The sequence below is a fragment of the Paenibacillus sp. FSL A5-0031 genome (assembly GCF_001956295.1).
In the GTDB taxonomy this organism is placed as follows: domain Bacteria; phylum Bacillota; class Bacilli; order Paenibacillales; family Paenibacillaceae; genus Pristimantibacillus.
Genome location: NZ_MRTD01000003.1, coordinates 227,194 through 243,266 on the forward strand (window position 1 = coordinate 227,194; position 16,073 = coordinate 243,266).

Genomic DNA, 16,073 nt, shown 5'->3' on the forward strand with positions numbered 1-16,073 from the left:
ATGCGTAACGATATGTTCGCCGCGATGTGTGAAATATCCTGCTGATTGGTTAGAAATAGACTGCTTATACTTCCTTAAGCGCACTCATAATGGATGCTAGTTCATCTTCGCGTCCAACAAAGTCGGCTGCGCGAAACCGATTCTGTGCCCAGTGAAGCATCTCAGGGCGGCTAATAAAAGTATGTGTGTCCTCGCCCCATTGATCAGAAATTTCCCGAACAATAAGTGTTTTGCCTTGAACTTCAACCGTCAACATATTGTATTTGTCGGTCTTGTAAATTTCGTGTTTCTTAAACATGCGTAAATTCCACCCTTATAGTAGTTAATTATGGTATTCTTATCATCATAGCCATTATGGCGGCGGTAATCAATACGACGCTGCAAGAAGAAGCTATAGCTGTAACGAGAAAAGTTGAGATGAGACGAGCAGAGGAGAGTGCAAGAATGAGTAAACAGGGCTATGAGCAAATGGGAGTCGCTATGACTTGCAGAAGCTACGAAGAGTATTTAAGGATGTTTGATTTACAGCAGGAGGATCTTGCTAAAGGGGAAATTCTTGATGTTGCAGCCGGGGGTTCGTCATTTACTGCTGAAGTAAATGAGAGAGGTTTTTCAGCAACTGCTGTTGATCCGCGCTACGGGGCAGGAATTGAGCAATGGATTTCTGAGGCAGCTGAGGAAATCGAAAATTCAACAGCTAAGATTGCTAAAATTCAGGAGCATTTTGACTGGAGCTATTACGGGTCGGTTGAGAATCATCGAGCTGGACGCGAAGCATCCATTGAACGATTTAAAGCCGATGTATTAAGAAACGAGAATAAACAAATCTATATAGATGGCAAGCTTCCAGAGCTGCCCTTCAAGGAGAATCGCTTTTCACTCATTTTGTGCAGCCATTTTATGTTTTTGTATGCGAATCAATTTGGTCATGAATTTCATTCGCAGGCTGTTCTGGAACTGATGCGTATTTGTAAGCCAGGCGGTCAAATTCGAATTTATCCGCTTATATCGCTTAACTGGGAACCTTATTCGGAACTAGATAACCTGATAACGATGATAGCTGCTAACGGAGGGCGAACAGAGCTTGGAAACTCAAACCTTCCGTTTATTCCTAGATCTAGTCAATATTTGAAAATCTTACTTTAATTGCTTTTTCGAAACGGGATAGCTATAATAATTTTACTCGCACGTTCAAATAAAACGGCGGTCATATTTAGGAGGTTGTTCAATTGAAAGGAACAGTTAAATGGTTTAATGCAGAGAAAGGCTACGGCTTTATCCAAACAGAGGGCGGAGAAGACGTATTCGTGCATTTCTCAGCGATTCAAAGCGATGGCTTCAAATCTTTAGATGAAGGGCAAGCGGTTGAATTCGACATTACTGAAGGTAACCGCGGTGCTCAAGCGGCCAACGTCATTAAACTATAGGAAAATGTGCGAATGGAGAGGGCTCCCTGGAAGCAGGGAGCCCTTTTTTAATATGAACATATTACCATTAATAGTATTTATAAATTTTATTGTCAGCCTTTTATAAATAATCAAAGCATTTTTTATATTTTTGAAGTTGGACTATTAAACCACCATTACGATACGAATTTCTAAGCCATAATCAGATCAATAAATAACGTGAATTAACCGCCGTTTGCGCTTGCTTTCATTGACCAAGACCTATTTGCAATGATAAACTGTTGCTTGGAAACTTTGTCAGGGGAGCGAGCATAATGAAATTTAAATTGTTCAAAGACCGTAAAGGAAAGGCCGATCAGGCTAAAAATAACAAGTTCGTCAAGCTTGGACGTGAAATTTATGTACAAGCCCGCAGAGGCGGACCAAACCCAGATTCGAACTTTGGTTTGAAAACAGCGATTGCCAACGCAAGAGCGGAGCAAATGCCAAACGATAATATCGAGCGTGCGATCAAGAAAGCAGCTGGTGCAGGCGATGGCGTCGAGTACGATGATATTATGTATGAGGGTTATGGCCCAGGCGGCGTAGCTATTATGGTTAAATGCTTGACAGATAATCGGAATCGTACAGCAGCTGACGTTCGTTCTGCGTTTAATAAACGTGGCGGCAATATGGGTGAGAGCGGCTGTGTAGGTTATATGTTCGACCATAAAGGATTGCTTGTTGTCGATCGTGAAGCGCATGAGACAGATGAGGATACGATGATGATGGTTTCGCTTGAAGCCGGAGCTGAGGACGTTATTGTCAATGACGAAAGCTTTGAGATTTTGACACATCCGCATGAATTCGAGCAGGTGAAAAATGCGCTTGAGAAGGAAGGCTACTCTTTCGTAAATGCTGGCGTGCGCTGGCTTCCGCAAACGATTGTTAAAGTGGACGGCGAAAATGCGGAGAAGCTGCTTAAGATGATGGATGCTTTTGAAGATAACGACGATGTGCAGGATGTATACTCCAATTTTGAAATTGTAGAATAGTATCTGCTTAAGCAATAAAAAAGGGCTGCTCCAAGCGTAGGTGATACGCCTTCTGGAGCAGCCTTTGTTTAACTATAAGATATGATTTCATTGTGACACTGAAGGCGTTTTTACTTGGTGAACTAGAGCTCGTTATCGGTTCGTACGACTGAAAAAGTATCTTGTAAGGAAGGCAGCCGCTGCAACCAGTGCTAAGGCAGCTCCCATGCGGAAGAAGGTCTCGCGTCCGAAATGCTCATAAATATAACCGCCGAACATGCCGCTGATCACTCCGGCAAGTCCAGTCCAGACAACGGCATAAACGGCTTGGCCGGATGCGCGGAACTCGTCGGGAATTAGGTGGGACAAATAACGCAGCGCAGTTGAAAAATAAATGCCGAACGAAACGCTGTGCATGGCTTGGGTAGCAATTACCCAGCGCGGATCTTGAATATCGCTAAGCAGCCATAGTCTGACAGCATACATGATGGATGCGATCATAAGCAGCGGAAGCTCCTTAAATTTATGGCCGTATTTGCCGAGTAGAAACAAGATCGGAATCTCGCTCATCGCGGACACGAGCCATGCGAGTCCAACCAAAGAATCGCTTGCTCCCATTTGACGCATGGTGACGGCAAGAAATCCCTCGTACATACGGTGCGGGATCGAAATGGTCAAAATAATTAAAAAGAACAATAGGACATCGCGCTGGCGAATAAGCTTAAAGAATCCAGAGAAATCGATTTTCCGAGCGCTTCCTTGATAGTCTCTAATTCTCGTCGTTAAGGCGAGGGTGATGGCTATGGTACAAAGTGCTAGCGGAAGCGTCCACTGTGAGCCAATTTCTTTTAGAATAAGTCCGAACGTATAAGCCGTTACTGCAAAGCCTAGCGAACCGAATATGCGTATTAAAGCGTATGGCGTTCCGGTGTATTGACTTGATAATAACAGCAGACTGTCACTTAATGGATTAATAGGTGTCTGAAAAAAATAAAAGCCCATCATAACAAGGCAAACAAGAGCAAAGTTTTCAATAGGGAAAAGCAATGAAATCATGACAAGCTGTCCAAATAACAGAATCATAAGCAGTTTTTTTATCGTTCTGAATTTGTCGCTGGCTATCCCAAGAAGGATATTCGCAAAGATTGATATGAACGGTCCTGTTGAGTAAATAATTCCAATTTGCTGCTCAGAGAAACCTCTATCCAAAAAGTATAACGGGATAAAGGAAACAACCATCGCAGCGGTAGAATAAGAAGAGAAGCTGTAAATTCGTAGTGAAAGTGTTTCCTTGCGTGCAGTCGAAGAGCGCTCTGCTGGCGCAATCTCAGATGTGTCCATCTTTTAAAGCTCACTCCATCTCTTTACAAAAACAATATGGTTCTCAGTATAACATGGATTAGTTATCGAACCAATGAGATTTGAAGCTGGATTATTATGAGCTGAGATGATACATTTAGAGGCGGAGGTTTACAATGGGTGCTTATCGTTTTGACTGGAATGAACGGCTTCGGATCCGTATTCCCGTGCTGGAAATGGAATGGGAGCAGTATGCAGCAGCTGTGCAGCTTGCGATCGTAGAGCAGTGGGAACTCATTCGTGGGACGATCCCCGATCGCGTGAAAGAGTTTGAAGCGTTCATCAATGAAAAGCAGGCAAAGCTGTTTGAAGAAGATAGCTTTGAGCAATCCTGTATACTAAACTATGAAATTGCCGATTATGCAAGTAGGATAAACGACCTTCATATTTGGTATCGCCTAGAGCAGCAATTAGAGCCGCGCTGGCATTCATGAACGATTTTGAGGAGAGGTGCATCATGAGATTGACGACTTTGACAGGCCATCGAGTGCCCCAGAGCCCACTAAAGCTCATGCATCGCGTATATAAATATGTACTTCCCGAAGTGGCGCGAGAGCTCAAGCAACATCGCGTATTTGCACTGCGAATACCTGATGCTGAGCTGCGAACACAAGCTCTTAGCAGTATGGACAGCAAGAAGTTTCATTGCCAAGGCGGCGGAGTTTATGCAGCGGCGAACTTAGAGCACAGACATGTGCTCATACCGTTAATTGTTGCGCTGCAGACCATTAGCGACTATTTGGATAATCTATGTGATCGCAGCACCTCTCTTGATCCGAATGATTTTCGATTATTGCATCAATCGATGCTCGATGCCGTCAATCCCGAAGCTCAGCTTCAGGATTATTATGCATTTCGCGATGAAAAAGACGATGGCGGTTATTTGCATTATCTGGTGCGAACTTGTCAGATCCATGTCGCGCAATTGCCTTCCTATGGAAGTGTTCAACAGCATGTGATCGAGCTAGTCACTTTATATGGCGATTTGCAGGTGTACAAGCATATACGCAAGGAATTGCGCGAGGAGCATTTGTTTGCATGGTGGGAGCAGCATCGAGGGAACTATCCAAACCTGAAATGGAATGAATTTGCTGCGGCATCAGGTTCGACGCTGGGCATGTTTATGTTGTTTCTGGCCGCAAGCGAGCCATGCTTATCCACGCAGGACGCTGCAGCGATCAAAAATATTTATTTTCCGCATGTTTGCGGACTTCATATCCTGCTCGATTATTTAATCGATCAAGAAGAGGATCAAGTAGGCGGAGACCTTAATTTTTGCAATTATTATGATAATGACAGTCTGCTTGTTGAGCGTCTCGGTACGATTGTGAACCGAGCGCGTGAGGATGTGAAGCAGCTTCCTGCTTCTCGTTTTCATCGTTTGATTATTGAAGGGCTCTTAGCCTTATATTTGTCAGACCCGAAGGTTCGCCACCAGGCGGATGTCAGAAATGTTTCTAGGAGGCTAATGAAGAACAGCCCGCTTACGCGTCTGTTTTTCCTTATTAACAGCATCTGGATTCGGAAACAACAGGCTTAACTATAAATAAAAAATGTGGAGGAATGACCATGTCTGCAGTCAAATCAATCGCAGTATTGACAAGCGGAGGAGATTCGCAAGGAATGAACGCAGCCGTTCGTGCTGTTGTAAGGAGTGCACTATATCACGGTTTGGATGTATATGGTGTTCAAAGAGGTTACCAAGGGCTTATCAATGACGACCTTAGACAAATGGATTTGAGAAGCGTTGGCGATATTATTCAACGCGGCGGTACGATTTTGCAAACAGCTAGATGCAAGGAGTTTATGACACCTGAAGGCCAACAGCGCGGGGCCGAAGTGCTTCGTGCTAGAGGTATCGACGGTTTGGTCGTTATTGGCGGCGACGGCTCTTATCATGGCGCTAATAAGCTAAGCAAGCTGGGCATCAAAACGATGGGACTTCCAGGAACGATTGATAACGATATTCCGTTCACGGATATTACAATCGGCTTTGATACTGCGGTTAGCATCGTAGTAGATGCGATTAACAAAATTCGCGACACGATGTCATCGCATGAGCGTTCATCCGTCGTAGAAGTTATGGGACGTCATTGCGGCGATATCGCTTTGCATGCTGGTCTAGCAAGCGGTGCGGAGACGATTCTTGTACCAGAGGTTCCTTTTGAACTGACTGAGGTTGCAGAGCGTATGAAGACGAATTTTGCCAAAGGCAAGCGTCATTCAATTATTGTTGTTGCAGAAGGTGCGGGCAAAGGTGAAGAGGTAGCAAGACAGATTACTGCTAATAGCGGAATTGAGCCGCGTGTAACTGTACTTGGACATATTCAACGCGGCGGTACGCCGACGGCAATCGATCGTATTCTAGCAAGCCGTCTTGGTGACTTTGCTGTTAGACAGCTAATGGCTGGCGATTCAGGCAAAGGCTGCGGCGTTGTTAAAGGCGAGCTCGTTACGACTGATATTGATCTTGTTGTCAATACGAAGAAACCATTTGACACGGATATGTACGAGCTGGCACTTCGTTTATCCCAATAAAAATAAATATAAAAAAAGTCCACCGCCGCTTTGTTAGCGAAGGTGGACTTTTTTGTGTCTAAATAGGATTTAAGCTAATTATAATCTACGTTAGGGGTGTACTTGTTTCCGGCATTCCATAGCAGAAACTCCTTGATGCCTGTTTCTTTCAAAGCTCTAATCTGAGCTTCGACTTCCGTTTTGCCATACTTCACAAAATGACCCGCGCCTAGCCAGCTTGCTGTGAAATCTTGAATCCACGGGCGAATAATCGGTTTAACCTCCGTACCCGGATCAAGCTTCTTATGCGTATCGAGCATGGCGCCTTTTATAGTTTCATATGGGCTTTTGTCAGGATCCTTTTGTTTAAACCATCCTGTACTATAGTGACTAGGATAAACCATAGGCGAAATGACATGCACATCATTTGAAATTTTCACAAAATCTTGGCCAATGCCTTCGGCTGTCGGTACGGATGCCGCATAACCAAATATATCTACCGAAACCCTAACACCGAGCGGCTGAAGCTGCTCTCTAGCATATTTGACAAATCCAGCGACTGTGTCCACGCGGCTCTGATCAGCCTTGCTGAAGGTCAGTGTATCTGATTTGTTATCAAAGCCCTCTGGGAACCGAACATAGTCGAATTGGATTTCCTTAAAGCCAAGCTTTGCTGCTTCCTTGGCGACAGCAATATTATAATCCCATACTTCTTTGCGATAAGGATTTACGAAGCTCTCACCGCGATTGTTTTTCCATATCGTTCCGTCTTGCTGGAGGAAAGACAACTCAGGCTGCTTTCGCGCAAGTACCGTATCCTTGAAGACTACAATTCTGGCTATCGGATAAATATTATGTTTTTTTAAAGTAAGCATAAGTTCATTTATATCTCGGATATATTTCTTCGAAGCGCCAACCTCTAGCAGTTCGGGTGTTGTAGTAGGATATGTAATGTAGCCGTTGTCATCTTTAATGTCGATTACCATACTATTGAGGTCCGTGTCGTCCAGCAGCTTTAAAAGCGATTCCATGCGCGCACCGCCTGCGCTGTGAGCAGTTACATAAATTCCTTTGATCGGCGGTGTTTCAGGCTGCGGGTCTTTTATGATGAGTCCAGCGTGATTTTTCCCTGAGATTTCGCCTCCATTTGCAGCTGCATCCGGATCAATGATGGTTTGGCCAGCTGCGGAATTTAAGTATGCAATTGCTAGCTGCTTCACTGCGGTGTTATGCTCTCCGCTTCCAGTGAGCAAGCTGTACAGCAGCAGCAATGTTGAAATGATGTTGTCCATTTTGCTCTCTCCCCGTTAGCTATTCTGTTCAAATTATAAAGCAGATGGCATGTCTGGGTCATTAACTTTTTTACAATTGTCATAAAACTCATATTGAAAATTTGCTGAAAAGCTGAAATAAAGACTTGCAAATAGGGGATTATCGCCGCCGTTTTCCCGCAAAACAAACAAAAGCCAGCCGAGTGTGACTCGACTGGCGCATAAATAATCCGTGTGTGTCCCGCATTGTCATTGTAACAAAGCTTCTCTCTGCTGATTGCAAATACTGTGCTGCACAATTTCCATTGCGTCAGCAGGCTCTAATACTGCAAGACCGTCACGCAGCACAATGCTGATGTCCAATTCGCGTTTCGTAAGAAAAGGACTGAGCTCTGGGGCTAGCTTCTCTACAATTTGAGACAATTTGACCGTTTCCATATCCACCTGAGCCTCACCCTTTCATATCTAATGTTTAGGGGAAATCATATGGCAAGAAACCAAACTACGGGATACAAACATTATATCAGGATCATTTTCAAAAACATAGGGATACGGTGTAAAATCCATACCTGCGTATATGATTTAGTCTTTTGGCTTGTAAAAATCGCCGATGACACCAACCGTTTCTACGATGTTAATGAATGCACGCGGGTCGATGGTGGTAATCGTTTTGCAAAGCTCTGCTATTTCATATTTCGTTCTTACAGTCATCAGCATATCGCGATCACCCGAAGAATAAGCACCGCGTGTTTTTATTATTGTAATTCCGCGCGGGTGCAAGAGCAGCTTTGCGAGCAGCTCTTCGGTTTTGGTCGTGATGATGAAGGCCGTAAGTTTAATATGCCTCACGTGGATGAGATCTACTACTTTTCCAGCGGAAAAAATAGCGACGAGCGAGTATAAGGCTAAATTCCAGTCCTTCGTAAACAAAATCAATACTGCAATGACTACGCCATTCAATAAAAATATAATCATGCCTATTGGCCAATCGTGTTTTCGCGTTGCAATCGAGGCGATAATATCGAAACCGCCTGATGAGCCGCCGTACCGAAGTGTTAAACCACTGCCAAACCCGACTATAATCCCGCCGAATACAGCGCCAAGCATAAGGTCATCCGCAATTTTCATGACGGGTATAACCTGTAGGAATACCGTAGAGGCGACAACGGTGTAGACGCTCCATATAATAAAGCGATGACCTACGATAAACCATCCCCATAATAGCACCGGCACATTGAGGATAAAATAAAGCAAGGCGATGTTTCCGCCCGTAATATAGCCGACCATCATGGAAATACCAGATATTCCACCGCTAAGCAGCTGGTGCGGAATTAGAAAAAAATTGAAGCCCAGTGCGATAAGGAAGGCGCCTATCGTCATCATAGGGATTGTAAAAAGGTAACGCAGGGAATGCGGATTCAATAAAATCGCTCCAATGCAACCGACTTGTTTAATTCCTTTATTTTGGCATGCTTAGTATGTCTTAAATTGGTTTGCTGGTATTCACGATTGATTGTGTGCTATAATGATTTGGATATTCTTAAGTAGGCTGCAGATAAAAGGAGTTTGAGAAAAGTTTGAAAACATTTGCTGAATTTGGCTTGGAACCAAAAGTGTTACAAGCAATTACCGAACTTGGATTCGAGGAATCTACCCCGATTCAAGACAAAGCTATCCCTATTGCTATGGCGGGACAAGATTTAATTGGCCAAGCACAAACGGGTACAGGAAAGACAGCGGCATTCGGAATTCCGCTCATTAACAAAATTCCGACAAGCGAGGAACGCATTGTCGCATTAATAATGACGCCAACCCGTGAACTCGCTATTCAAGTGGCTGACGAGATCGGGAAGCTGACAAGGTACAAAGGTCTTCGCTCATTGCCGATTTATGGCGGACAAGAAATTGGTCGTCAAATCCGTGCATTGAAGAAGAAACCTCAAATTATTATTGGTACACCAGGACGTTTGCTTGATCACATCAACCGCAAAACAATCCGTCTTGAAGATGTACAAACCGTTATTTTGGATGAAGCAGATGAAATGCTTGATATGGGCTTCATGGAGGATATTCAATCTATCCTTAAGCAAGTGCCAGACGAGCGTCACACCATGCTGTTCTCTGCAACAATGCCAACAAACATTCAGAAGCTTGCACAGCAATTTCTGAAAAACCCTGAGCATGTTTCAGTTATTCCAAAACAAATCACAGCTCCACTTATTGAGCAATCTTATATTGAAGTGCATGAGCGCCAGAAGTTCGAAGCGCTTAGCCGCTTGCTTGATATGGAATCCCCTGAGCTAGCTATCATTTTCGGTCGTACAAAACGTCGGGTTGATGAGCTTAGCGAAGCGCTTCAAAAACGTGGATATACTGCAGACGGTTTGCACGGCGACTTGTCGCAGAACCAACGCGACAGCGTAATGCGTAAATTCCGTGATGGCAGCATCGATGTATTGGTAGCGACTGACGTTGCTGCTCGTGGCCTTGATGTATCCGGCGTAACGCATGTTATCAACTTTGACCTTCCGCAAGATCCTGAGAGCTATGTACACCGTATCGGTCGTACAGGCCGCGCAGGTAAAGAAGGTACAGCTTGGTCATTCGTTACACCTCGTGAAACGGACCACTTGCATTTCATTGAGAAAGTAACGCGTCAGAAGATGAACCGCAAACCGCTTCCAAGCATCGCAGAAGCGATTGAAGGCAAACAACGTGTAACAGCTGAACGTCTTCTTGAAGTCGTTCAAAACGAAGAGTTCTCTGAGTACAAAGCGATTTCGATTCAATTGCTTGAGCAATATGATTCCGTTCACTTGCTCTCAGCAGCAATTAAATTGCTGACTGGCGAGAAGAAAAACGTAGAAATCGAATTGACACCGGAAGATCCGCTTCGCGCGAAAAAACGCAAGCCGGACATTCGTTCAAACGGTCGTCCATTCAACCGCAGCGGTTCGTCCTCTTCATACGGCGGCAATCGCAGCAGCAGCACTGGCGGCAGTGGTGGCGGCGGATATCGCGGTCGCGATGACAGACGCAGCAGCGGCAGCAGTACTGGCGGCAGCTCACGCGGTGGCTATGAGTCCCGTGGCGGCAGCAGCAGTGGCGGCGGCTACGCTGGTAAAAGAAGCAGCGAAGGACGTCCAGAAAACCGTCGTCCAAAAAGCTCTTCCGACGGTTATGTAAATAACTAATAATCGTTTCCCTTGTATAACCAAAAAAATCGAGGAAGTCCGTGATCCCTAACGGGCATCTGGACGACCTCGATTTTTTTATTATTATTCTATTGGTTGTCTTATTACAAAACAGATATACGAATTCCGCTATACTTTGTAGTCTAGTGGGAGTAATCTTACTTTTCTGGAGGCAGATCCGATGGAACCAAAGGGGCTAATGGGTGGGTTTTACCGAATTTCGGAATGGATCATGAGATTGGCAGTTATTAATGTTTTGTGGTTGATCTGTTCGATTCCATTCGCTTTTTTTGCATGGGGATTGGTTTTGTCACAGGATGTCAATCAAATCTATTCCGCTCTTATTGCGATGGCAGTCGTCGCGCCGTTCTCCTTATTTCCAGCAACAGCAGCTATGTTTGCGGTTGCACGCAAATGGGTAATGGGAGAGAGTGACGTTGCGCTGTTCAAAACGTTCTTCCGCGGCTACAAGGAAAATTATAAGCAAAGTATGCTAGGCGGTATTATTTATACGATACTGCTTGCGATTATGGTTGTTGACTTTATCGTATATCGTGAACAATTGAATTTGCTTTCATACATTTTCATTGCATTTTTGCTGCTGTTAATCGTATCGCTATTTAATTTTTTCTCTATGCTTGTCCACTATCATATGAAAACGTTTCAATTACTGAAAAACGCCGTTCTCATTACGATCGGCAAACCTTTCCGTTCGCTTTCAACAGCGATTATGAGCGGCGCGGTTATGTATTTCAGTACTAGATTCACTTTTCTTATTCCTTTCTTTATGGGCAGCATCATCGCTTACCTGGCGTTCTGGAACTTCAACTTGATTTACCAGAAGCTTCAAGACCAAGCGGAGAAAGCGCGTTTGGCAGAGGAAGAAGAAGCAGAGAAGGCAGCTGAGCTAGACCGTATCGATTTGGTTAAGGAAGATTCGAGCGGCTCCAGTAAATAACAGCCCATCAAAGTTTACTTTTTCTTTTGTTCAGTCTATAATAAGCAATACCTCCTGCGATGCTCGTTACGGCTTTACGCTGTTTTGAACCAATGGCTGTTTCACGGGAGACCAACATCGAGACGCAGCTGACATGCCCCCGAAAGGGGATCTCAAAAGCGGTTCTGCGGTCACCCACCTGCGTAAGCGGGTTCAGAAACATGTGAGTCGGACGGCATAGGCGGGTTCTCATTTTCAAATAAAGAGCATTTGCTGGTTAAATCCAGTGATAGCTCTTTTTTCATGGGACAAATCATGGTATCATATAGAGTAATGTACATAGATGCCGGAGGGGGAGATCGTTGTTGTTGAAGCGGACCTTGATCGGGCTGCTGCGCAGTCATGAACAGACGGGCGACAGGGCTAAGGATCCAATGCTCAAATCTCATTTCTACAAGCTGTCGAAAGATAAGGCTTGGGAAGAAGTGATATCGACTCTTAAGAAAATGCAAGGATATAAGGTGCTTCATGAGGTGCAATCCGTAGGGGAGATTGTGCTGGAGAAGCGCACAGCATTTGGAAGAACGATGGACATCACCGTTTCCGTTATTAGCGTAAATCCGCTCCAATCAGCTGTCGATATTTATTCAGCATCCCGCGGCTCATTAGGGGATCTTGGTTCTAATTACAGAGTCATTATGGATTTATATCGTACGCTTGATAAGAAGCTAGCTGCATTTAAAGTAAATAATTAATTCATAAACAAAGCGAGGAAGGGTAGCCTTCACTCGCTTTGTTTGCAATAGTGCTGAAAAACTTCTTTGTTTTGAATTTACACGAGTGCTTTTACAGCGTTGATTGCTTGCTCGTAATTCGGGTGCTCTGTCATTTCAGGCAAATATTCAACATATTGGATCGTATCATTAGCATCGATAACGAAGATCGAACGTTGATCCAAACCAAGTTCTTTAATATATACGCCATATGATTCACCAAAGCTATGCGCTTTGTAGTCAGACAGCAGCACAACTTTGTCGATACCTGCAGCACCGCACCAGCGTGCTTGTGCGAACGGTAGATCAACGCTGACAGTTAGGACAACAACATTGTCGCCTAGTTCGCCAGCAGCTTCGTTAAAGCGACGAGTTTGTGCATCGCAAACGCCAGTGTCGATTGAAGGCACAACACTGATTAGTTTGATTTTACCGGAGTAGTCCTTGAGGGAAACATTTTCAACAAGTGATTTGTTAAGATTGAAATCTGGGGCTTTGTCCCCTGCTTTAAGTTCTGGTCCTACTAATGTGATCGGGTTGCCTTTGAATGTGGCAGCTCCATTACGTTCTTGTGTCATTTGTAAATTTCCTCCTCTAATGAGATATGGTCAATACCAGATTTATTATAATCGTTATGAAACAACCTTGTCCAATTGTTGGATTGAGAAAGGGGATGTACTCGTGATCTTCTTGCGATATGAGAGCTTTCGCTCTTACTTAAAGATGTATCCCGTAACATCAATATTAATTTTATTGAATATTATTTATTTTATTGTCGTATTATGGAATGGCGATCCTAATGATTCCTTGCATGCATATCAGTATGGCGCGTTTGCTACTGACCCAGTGAATGATCCATTTGGATTAGAACAGCCATGGCGTTATTTATCAAGCATGTTCATGCATGCGGGATTTGAGCATTTGCTCTACAATATGTTTGCTTTGCTCGTGTTTGCACCGCCGCTAGAGTATCTGCTTAAACAAACGAGATATATTATATTTTATTTACTTTGTGGGATTGCGGGAAATGCGATGAGCGCTTTCGTAAATGTGCTGCAAGACGATCTTTATGGTCATGTGGGTGTAGGAGCCTCAGGGGCTATTTACGGCGTGTATGGCGCGTTTCTGTTCATATCGTTGTTCCGCAAGGCTCAGCTTGACGAGAGCTCTCGTAAAACGGTGTATACGATATTAATATTTGGGGTTATTTATTCGATTGTAGTAGCCAAAGTGGATTTATGGGCACATGTTGGCGGCGCTCTTGCAGGCTTCTTGCTCTACCATTTCTTTGACCGAATAAAGACTCAAAAGAAACAGCGATACTCATAAAAACTATGTAAGTACGGGAGAGAATTGAACCGGTATGGAACTTCGTCAGCTTCATTATTTTGTAAAAGTAGCGAAAAAAGAGCATGTAACGCAAGCGGCGGAAGAGCTGCATGTGGCGCAATCTGCAGTAAGCCGGCAGATTCATCAGCTTGAAGAAGAGCTTGGCGTAAAACTGTTCGTTCAAAAAGGTAGAAATTTGCAGCTCACACCAGTCGGTCAGCTTTTTCTAAAGCGGGCTGAAGTGATATTGGCTGATCTGGAACGTGCTGTCATTGAAATACATGAATTTCTTGACCCCGAGAAGGGTGAAATTAGACTGGGCTTCCCGCATAGCCTTGGGATCTCATTAATTCCACAGGTTGTGGCAGCTTTCCGCAAGCTCCATCCGAATGTGAAATTTAAATTTAAGCAGGGGATGTATCCTTCGCTTATTCGTGACATGGTGAAAGGCGAGATTGACTTGGCGTTTATATCTCCTTTCCCGGATGAACATGAATTCGTTTGCGGCGAAGTATTGCTGACAGAGGAGCTATATGCGATATTGCCGCCGGGGCATCGCTTATCGGACAAAGCATCGATTGAACTGAAAGAGCTGGAGCATGAGACGTTTGTGTTATTTAGCGAAGGGTACTCACTTAGGCCAATCGTTTGGGGGGCTTGCCAAGAGGCAGGTTTTACACCGAAGATTGGTTTTGAAGGGGAAGAGACGGATACGATTCGCGGTTTGGTAGCTGCTGGGATGGGCGTAAGTCTTCTTCCAGAGATGGCGCTTCACTATACAGGGCCATTGCAGCCGACTAAAGTTAGGGTGATCGAACCTCAGGTGACTCGTACAATCGGACTTATCCAGCGTTCAAATGAGAAATTGCCTTTGGTTGCGAAAGTGTTTCACGGTTTTCTGCTTCGTTATTTCCAGAACACGATAAAATAGATAAAAGAACAAAGAAAGAGGAGCAGTTCCTATCGGTCGATGAAGACCGAAGGGGAACTGCTCCTCTTTTGTTTAGCTATAAGACACGTAAGCTTATTCCTGACGGCTGCCGCCTACGAAGATTAAGATATATCTGACAAGTTCCAGCAAGGACAAGAGAGCCGCTGCTACATACGTTAAAGCCGCTGCGTTAAGCACCTTTGCAACTCCGCGTTCCTCATCATTCGTTATGAACCCTTCAGCAACCATAATGTCTCTAGCTCGGTTGCTTGCATTAAATTCAACCGGAAGTGTAATGACCTGAAAGGCAACTGCTACTGAGAAAAATATGATGCCAAGCCCAATTAGGTTGAGTGCAGAGAATAGAATACCGGCAATAAATAAAAATGGTGCTACACCGGACGCAAAGTTCACGACTGGGAATATACGATGTCTGAGCACGAGCATTGGGTAATGCTCCGCATGCTGAATGGCATGGCCGACTTCGTGACAAGCGACTGAAATCGCTGAAATTGAATTTTCATAATACACCGGCTCCGACAAACGTACAACTCGGTGAATCGGATCGTAATGATCGGTTAGCGTACCGCGTACTGGCTCGATCGGTACATCATGAAGTCCGTTAGAATCAAGCATTCTTCGTGCTGCCTGGTAACCGGTCAAACCACTGTTGGCTTGAACTTGCGTCCATTTTTTAAACGTTCCTTTGACTCGGAATTGAGCCCAAATTGTTAGTATAAATGCAAGTACGATTAAAACATAGATAAACGCCATTGAGTCATTCCTCCAATTTTTGATGAAATGTATAGCTACATGAGGGAGCTTTTGTTAATGAGAAGCATTAGTGCCTCTATGCAAGCTGCGGTTTGCGGCATGAGACGCGTGTAGAGGTGATTGGCTTGACGAGGCTTGAGCTTCTTAATAACAGGCTCTAACTCCTTCACTTCACGCTCGAGCTGGCTTAGATGGTACTGCAAGTCCGTAAGCTTACGTGAGACCTGCTCCTCAGGTGTAATCTTGCTCCAGCTTTCAATTGTGGCCTTAATCTCATCTAATGTATATTTATCTTTTTTCATCTGTTCAATACGTTCCAGACGCTGCAAAGTTTCATCAGAATAGAGGCGATAGTTTTTGGCGGAACGCTCTGCAGGCTCTATTAGACCGATTGAAGTGTAATAATCAATGGTTCGTGCACTGATTTGCGCAAGCTTGGATAGTTCTCCGATACGATACATTTTCAAATCCTCCATTCGTTCAAAATATAAGTAAACTAGATCGCGCTTGCGTACTAAGCTTATGTTTCATCTCATTCTGAGATGATGTGTCGACAAAGAACAGGTTTG

At 44.3% G+C, this 16,073-nt stretch carries 19 protein-coding genes and 1 other RNA gene; 12 read left to right on the forward strand and 8 right to left on the reverse strand.

Annotated elements, in window-relative coordinates:
* Positions 1-64 precede the first annotated feature (64 nt).
* Positions 65-298: a hypothetical protein gene (locus BK120_RS07250; RefSeq protein ID WP_076266819.1), complete on the reverse strand. Its 234-nt coding sequence runs from the start codon at positions 296-298 to the stop codon at positions 65-67.
* Positions 299-444: 146 nt separating this feature from the next.
* Between BK120_RS07250 and BK120_RS07255 the strand changes: the two genes are divergently transcribed.
* The 3 genes from BK120_RS07255 (at position 445) to BK120_RS07265 (ending at position 2,440) form a co-directional block, all read left to right on the forward strand.
* Positions 445-1,146 carry a methyltransferase domain-containing protein gene (locus tag BK120_RS07255; RefSeq protein WP_076266820.1) on the forward strand — a complete coding sequence of 234 codons (702 nt, stop codon included), beginning with the start codon at positions 445-447 and terminating at the stop codon, positions 1,144-1,146.
* Positions 1,147-1,229: 83 nt separating this feature from the next.
* Positions 1,230-1,427: a cold shock domain-containing protein gene (locus BK120_RS07260; RefSeq protein WP_054024152.1), complete on the forward strand. Its 198-nt coding sequence runs from the start codon at positions 1,230-1,232 to the stop codon at positions 1,425-1,427.
* Positions 1,428-1,720: 293 nt separating this feature from the next.
* Entirely contained in the window at positions 1,721-2,440 is a 720-nt protein-coding gene (locus BK120_RS07265) for a YebC/PmpR family DNA-binding transcriptional regulator (protein ID WP_076266821.1), read from the forward strand.
* A 132-nt stretch (positions 2,441-2,572) separates the two neighbouring features.
* On the opposite strand, the gene BK120_RS07270 is transcribed toward BK120_RS07265, so the two are convergent.
* The gene (locus tag BK120_RS07270; RefSeq protein ID WP_083681702.1) at positions 2,573-3,760 is read right to left on the reverse strand and encodes an MFS transporter; all 1,188 of its coding nucleotides are present in this window, start codon (positions 3,758-3,760) and stop codon (positions 2,573-2,575) included.
* A gap of 134 nt (positions 3,761-3,894) precedes the next feature.
* On the opposite strand from BK120_RS07270, the gene BK120_RS07275 reads away from it, so the two are divergent.
* Genes BK120_RS07275 through pfkA form a run of 3 tightly spaced genes read left to right on the forward strand, consistent with a single transcriptional unit; the run spans position 3,895 to position 6,316 of the window.
* Entirely contained in the window at positions 3,895-4,212 is a 318-nt protein-coding gene (locus BK120_RS07275) for a hypothetical protein (protein ID WP_076266822.1), read from the forward strand.
* A 23-nt stretch (positions 4,213-4,235) separates the two neighbouring features.
* Positions 4,236-5,318, forward strand: a complete 1,083-nt coding sequence (locus BK120_RS07280) for a tetraprenyl-beta-curcumene synthase family protein (RefSeq protein ID WP_076266823.1) — start codon at positions 4,236-4,238, stop codon at positions 5,316-5,318.
* A gap of 29 nt (positions 5,319-5,347) precedes the next feature.
* Complete coding sequence (pfkA, locus tag BK120_RS07285) at positions 5,348-6,316, forward strand: 6-phosphofructokinase (protein ID WP_076266824.1); 969 nt, start codon at positions 5,348-5,350, stop codon at positions 6,314-6,316.
* Positions 6,317-6,390: 74 nt separating this feature from the next.
* On the opposite strand, the gene BK120_RS07290 is transcribed toward pfkA, so the two are convergent.
* The 3 genes from BK120_RS07290 to BK120_RS07300 all read right to left on the reverse strand — a co-directional run bounded on the left by BK120_RS07290 (position 6,391) and on the right by BK120_RS07300 (position 8,949).
* Positions 6,391-7,587, reverse strand: a complete 1,197-nt coding sequence (locus BK120_RS07290) for a putative glycoside hydrolase (protein WP_076266825.1) — start codon at positions 7,585-7,587, stop codon at positions 6,391-6,393.
* Between the two features lie 228 nt (positions 7,588-7,815).
* Positions 7,816-8,004 carry a hypothetical protein gene (locus BK120_RS07295; RefSeq protein ID WP_076267060.1) on the reverse strand — a complete coding sequence of 63 codons (189 nt, stop codon included), beginning with the start codon at positions 8,002-8,004 and terminating at the stop codon, positions 7,816-7,818.
* Positions 8,005-8,148: 144 nt separating this feature from the next.
* Positions 8,149-8,949, reverse strand: a complete 801-nt coding sequence (locus tag BK120_RS07300) for a YitT family protein (protein ID WP_076267061.1) — start codon at positions 8,947-8,949, stop codon at positions 8,149-8,151.
* A 194-nt stretch (positions 8,950-9,143) separates the two neighbouring features.
* Here BK120_RS07300 and cshA point away from each other — a divergent pair, with 194 nt between their 5' ends.
* From cshA to BK120_RS07320, 4 genes are all read left to right on the forward strand, one after another.
* The gene (gene cshA / locus BK120_RS07305; RefSeq protein WP_076266826.1) at positions 9,144-10,760 is read left to right on the forward strand and encodes a degradosome RNA helicase CshA; all 1,617 of its coding nucleotides are present in this window, start codon (positions 9,144-9,146) and stop codon (positions 10,758-10,760) included.
* 181 nt (positions 10,761-10,941) lie between these two features.
* Positions 10,942-11,718, forward strand: coding sequence for a YesL family protein (locus BK120_RS07310; protein WP_076266827.1), 777 nt, complete (start codon positions 10,942-10,944; stop codon positions 11,716-11,718).
* Between the two features lie 48 nt (positions 11,719-11,766).
* Positions 11,767-11,949: non-coding RNA, 6S RNA (gene ssrS, locus BK120_RS07315), on the forward strand.
* A 113-nt stretch (positions 11,950-12,062) separates the two neighbouring features.
* Positions 12,063-12,452: a DUF1499 domain-containing protein gene (locus BK120_RS07320; protein WP_083681704.1), complete on the forward strand. Its 390-nt coding sequence runs from the start codon at positions 12,063-12,065 to the stop codon at positions 12,450-12,452.
* A 77-nt stretch (positions 12,453-12,529) separates the two neighbouring features.
* Here the strand turns inward: BK120_RS07320 and tpx are convergent, their stop codons facing one another.
* Positions 12,530-13,048 (reverse strand): thiol peroxidase, encoded by a 519-nt coding sequence (gene tpx / locus BK120_RS07325; RefSeq protein ID WP_076266829.1) that lies wholly within the window; start codon positions 13,046-13,048, stop codon positions 12,530-12,532.
* Positions 13,049-13,151: 103 nt separating this feature from the next.
* Here tpx and BK120_RS07330 point away from each other — a divergent pair, with 103 nt between their 5' ends.
* On the forward strand, positions 13,152-13,799 hold the full coding sequence (locus tag BK120_RS07330; RefSeq protein WP_076266830.1) for a rhomboid family intramembrane serine protease: 648 nt from the start codon (positions 13,152-13,154) through the stop codon (positions 13,797-13,799).
* 34 nt (positions 13,800-13,833) lie between these two features.
* Entirely contained in the window at positions 13,834-14,730 is an 897-nt protein-coding gene (gene gltC, locus BK120_RS07335) for a glutamate biosynthesis transcriptional regulator GltC (RefSeq protein ID WP_076266831.1), read from the forward strand.
* 93 nt (positions 14,731-14,823) lie between these two features.
* Here the strand turns inward: gltC and BK120_RS07340 are convergent, their stop codons facing one another.
* Together BK120_RS07340 and BK120_RS07345 are read right to left on the reverse strand one after the other, a co-directional pair.
* Positions 14,824-15,504, reverse strand: coding sequence for a zinc metallopeptidase (locus BK120_RS07340; RefSeq protein ID WP_076266832.1), 681 nt, complete (start codon positions 15,502-15,504; stop codon positions 14,824-14,826).
* A gap of 35 nt (positions 15,505-15,539) precedes the next feature.
* A complete protein-coding gene (locus tag BK120_RS07345; RefSeq protein WP_372238962.1) occupies positions 15,540-15,965 on the reverse strand; it encodes a MerR family transcriptional regulator in 426 nt (141 codons plus the stop codon).
* Positions 15,966-16,073 lie beyond the last annotated feature (108 nt).

Coding starts and splice junctions, on each gene's coding strand:
- BK120_RS07280 (WP_076266823.1), top strand. CDS start 4,236: ATGAGATTGACGACTTTGACAGGCCATCGAGTGCCCCAGAGCCCACTA.
- gltC (WP_076266831.1), top strand. CDS start 13,834: ATGGAACTTCGTCAGCTTCATTATTTTGTAAAAGTAGCGAAAAAAGAG.
- BK120_RS07270 (WP_083681702.1), bottom strand. CDS start 3,760: ATGGACACATCTGAGATTGCGCCAGCAGAGCGCTCTTCGACTGCACGC.
- pfkA (WP_076266824.1), top strand. CDS start 5,348: ATGTCTGCAGTCAAATCAATCGCAGTATTGACAAGCGGAGGAGATTCG.
- tpx (WP_076266829.1), bottom strand. CDS start 13,048: ATGACACAAGAACGTAATGGAGCTGCCACATTCAAAGGCAACCCGATC.
- BK120_RS07290 (WP_076266825.1), bottom strand. CDS start 7,587: ATGGACAACATCATTTCAACATTGCTGCTGCTGTACAGCTTGCTCACT.
- BK120_RS07250 (WP_076266819.1), bottom strand. CDS start 298: ATGTTTAAGAAACACGAAATTTACAAGACCGACAAATACAATATGTTG.
- BK120_RS07340 (WP_076266832.1), bottom strand. CDS start 15,504: ATGGCGTTTATCTATGTTTTAATCGTACTTGCATTTATACTAACAATT.
- BK120_RS07275 (WP_076266822.1), top strand. CDS start 3,895: ATGGGTGCTTATCGTTTTGACTGGAATGAACGGCTTCGGATCCGTATT.
- BK120_RS07255 (WP_076266820.1), top strand. CDS start 445: ATGAGTAAACAGGGCTATGAGCAAATGGGAGTCGCTATGACTTGCAGA.
- BK120_RS07345 (WP_372238962.1), bottom strand. CDS start 15,965: ATGTATCGTATCGGAGAACTATCCAAGCTTGCGCAAATCAGTGCACGA.
- BK120_RS07295 (WP_076267060.1), bottom strand. CDS start 8,004: ATGGAAACGGTCAAATTGTCTCAAATTGTAGAGAAGCTAGCCCCAGAG.
- BK120_RS07310 (WP_076266827.1), top strand. CDS start 10,942: ATGGAACCAAAGGGGCTAATGGGTGGGTTTTACCGAATTTCGGAATGG.
- BK120_RS07300 (WP_076267061.1), bottom strand. CDS start 8,949: ATGATGACGATAGGCGCCTTCCTTATCGCACTGGGCTTCAATTTTTTT.
- BK120_RS07265 (WP_076266821.1), top strand. CDS start 1,721: ATGAAATTTAAATTGTTCAAAGACCGTAAAGGAAAGGCCGATCAGGCT.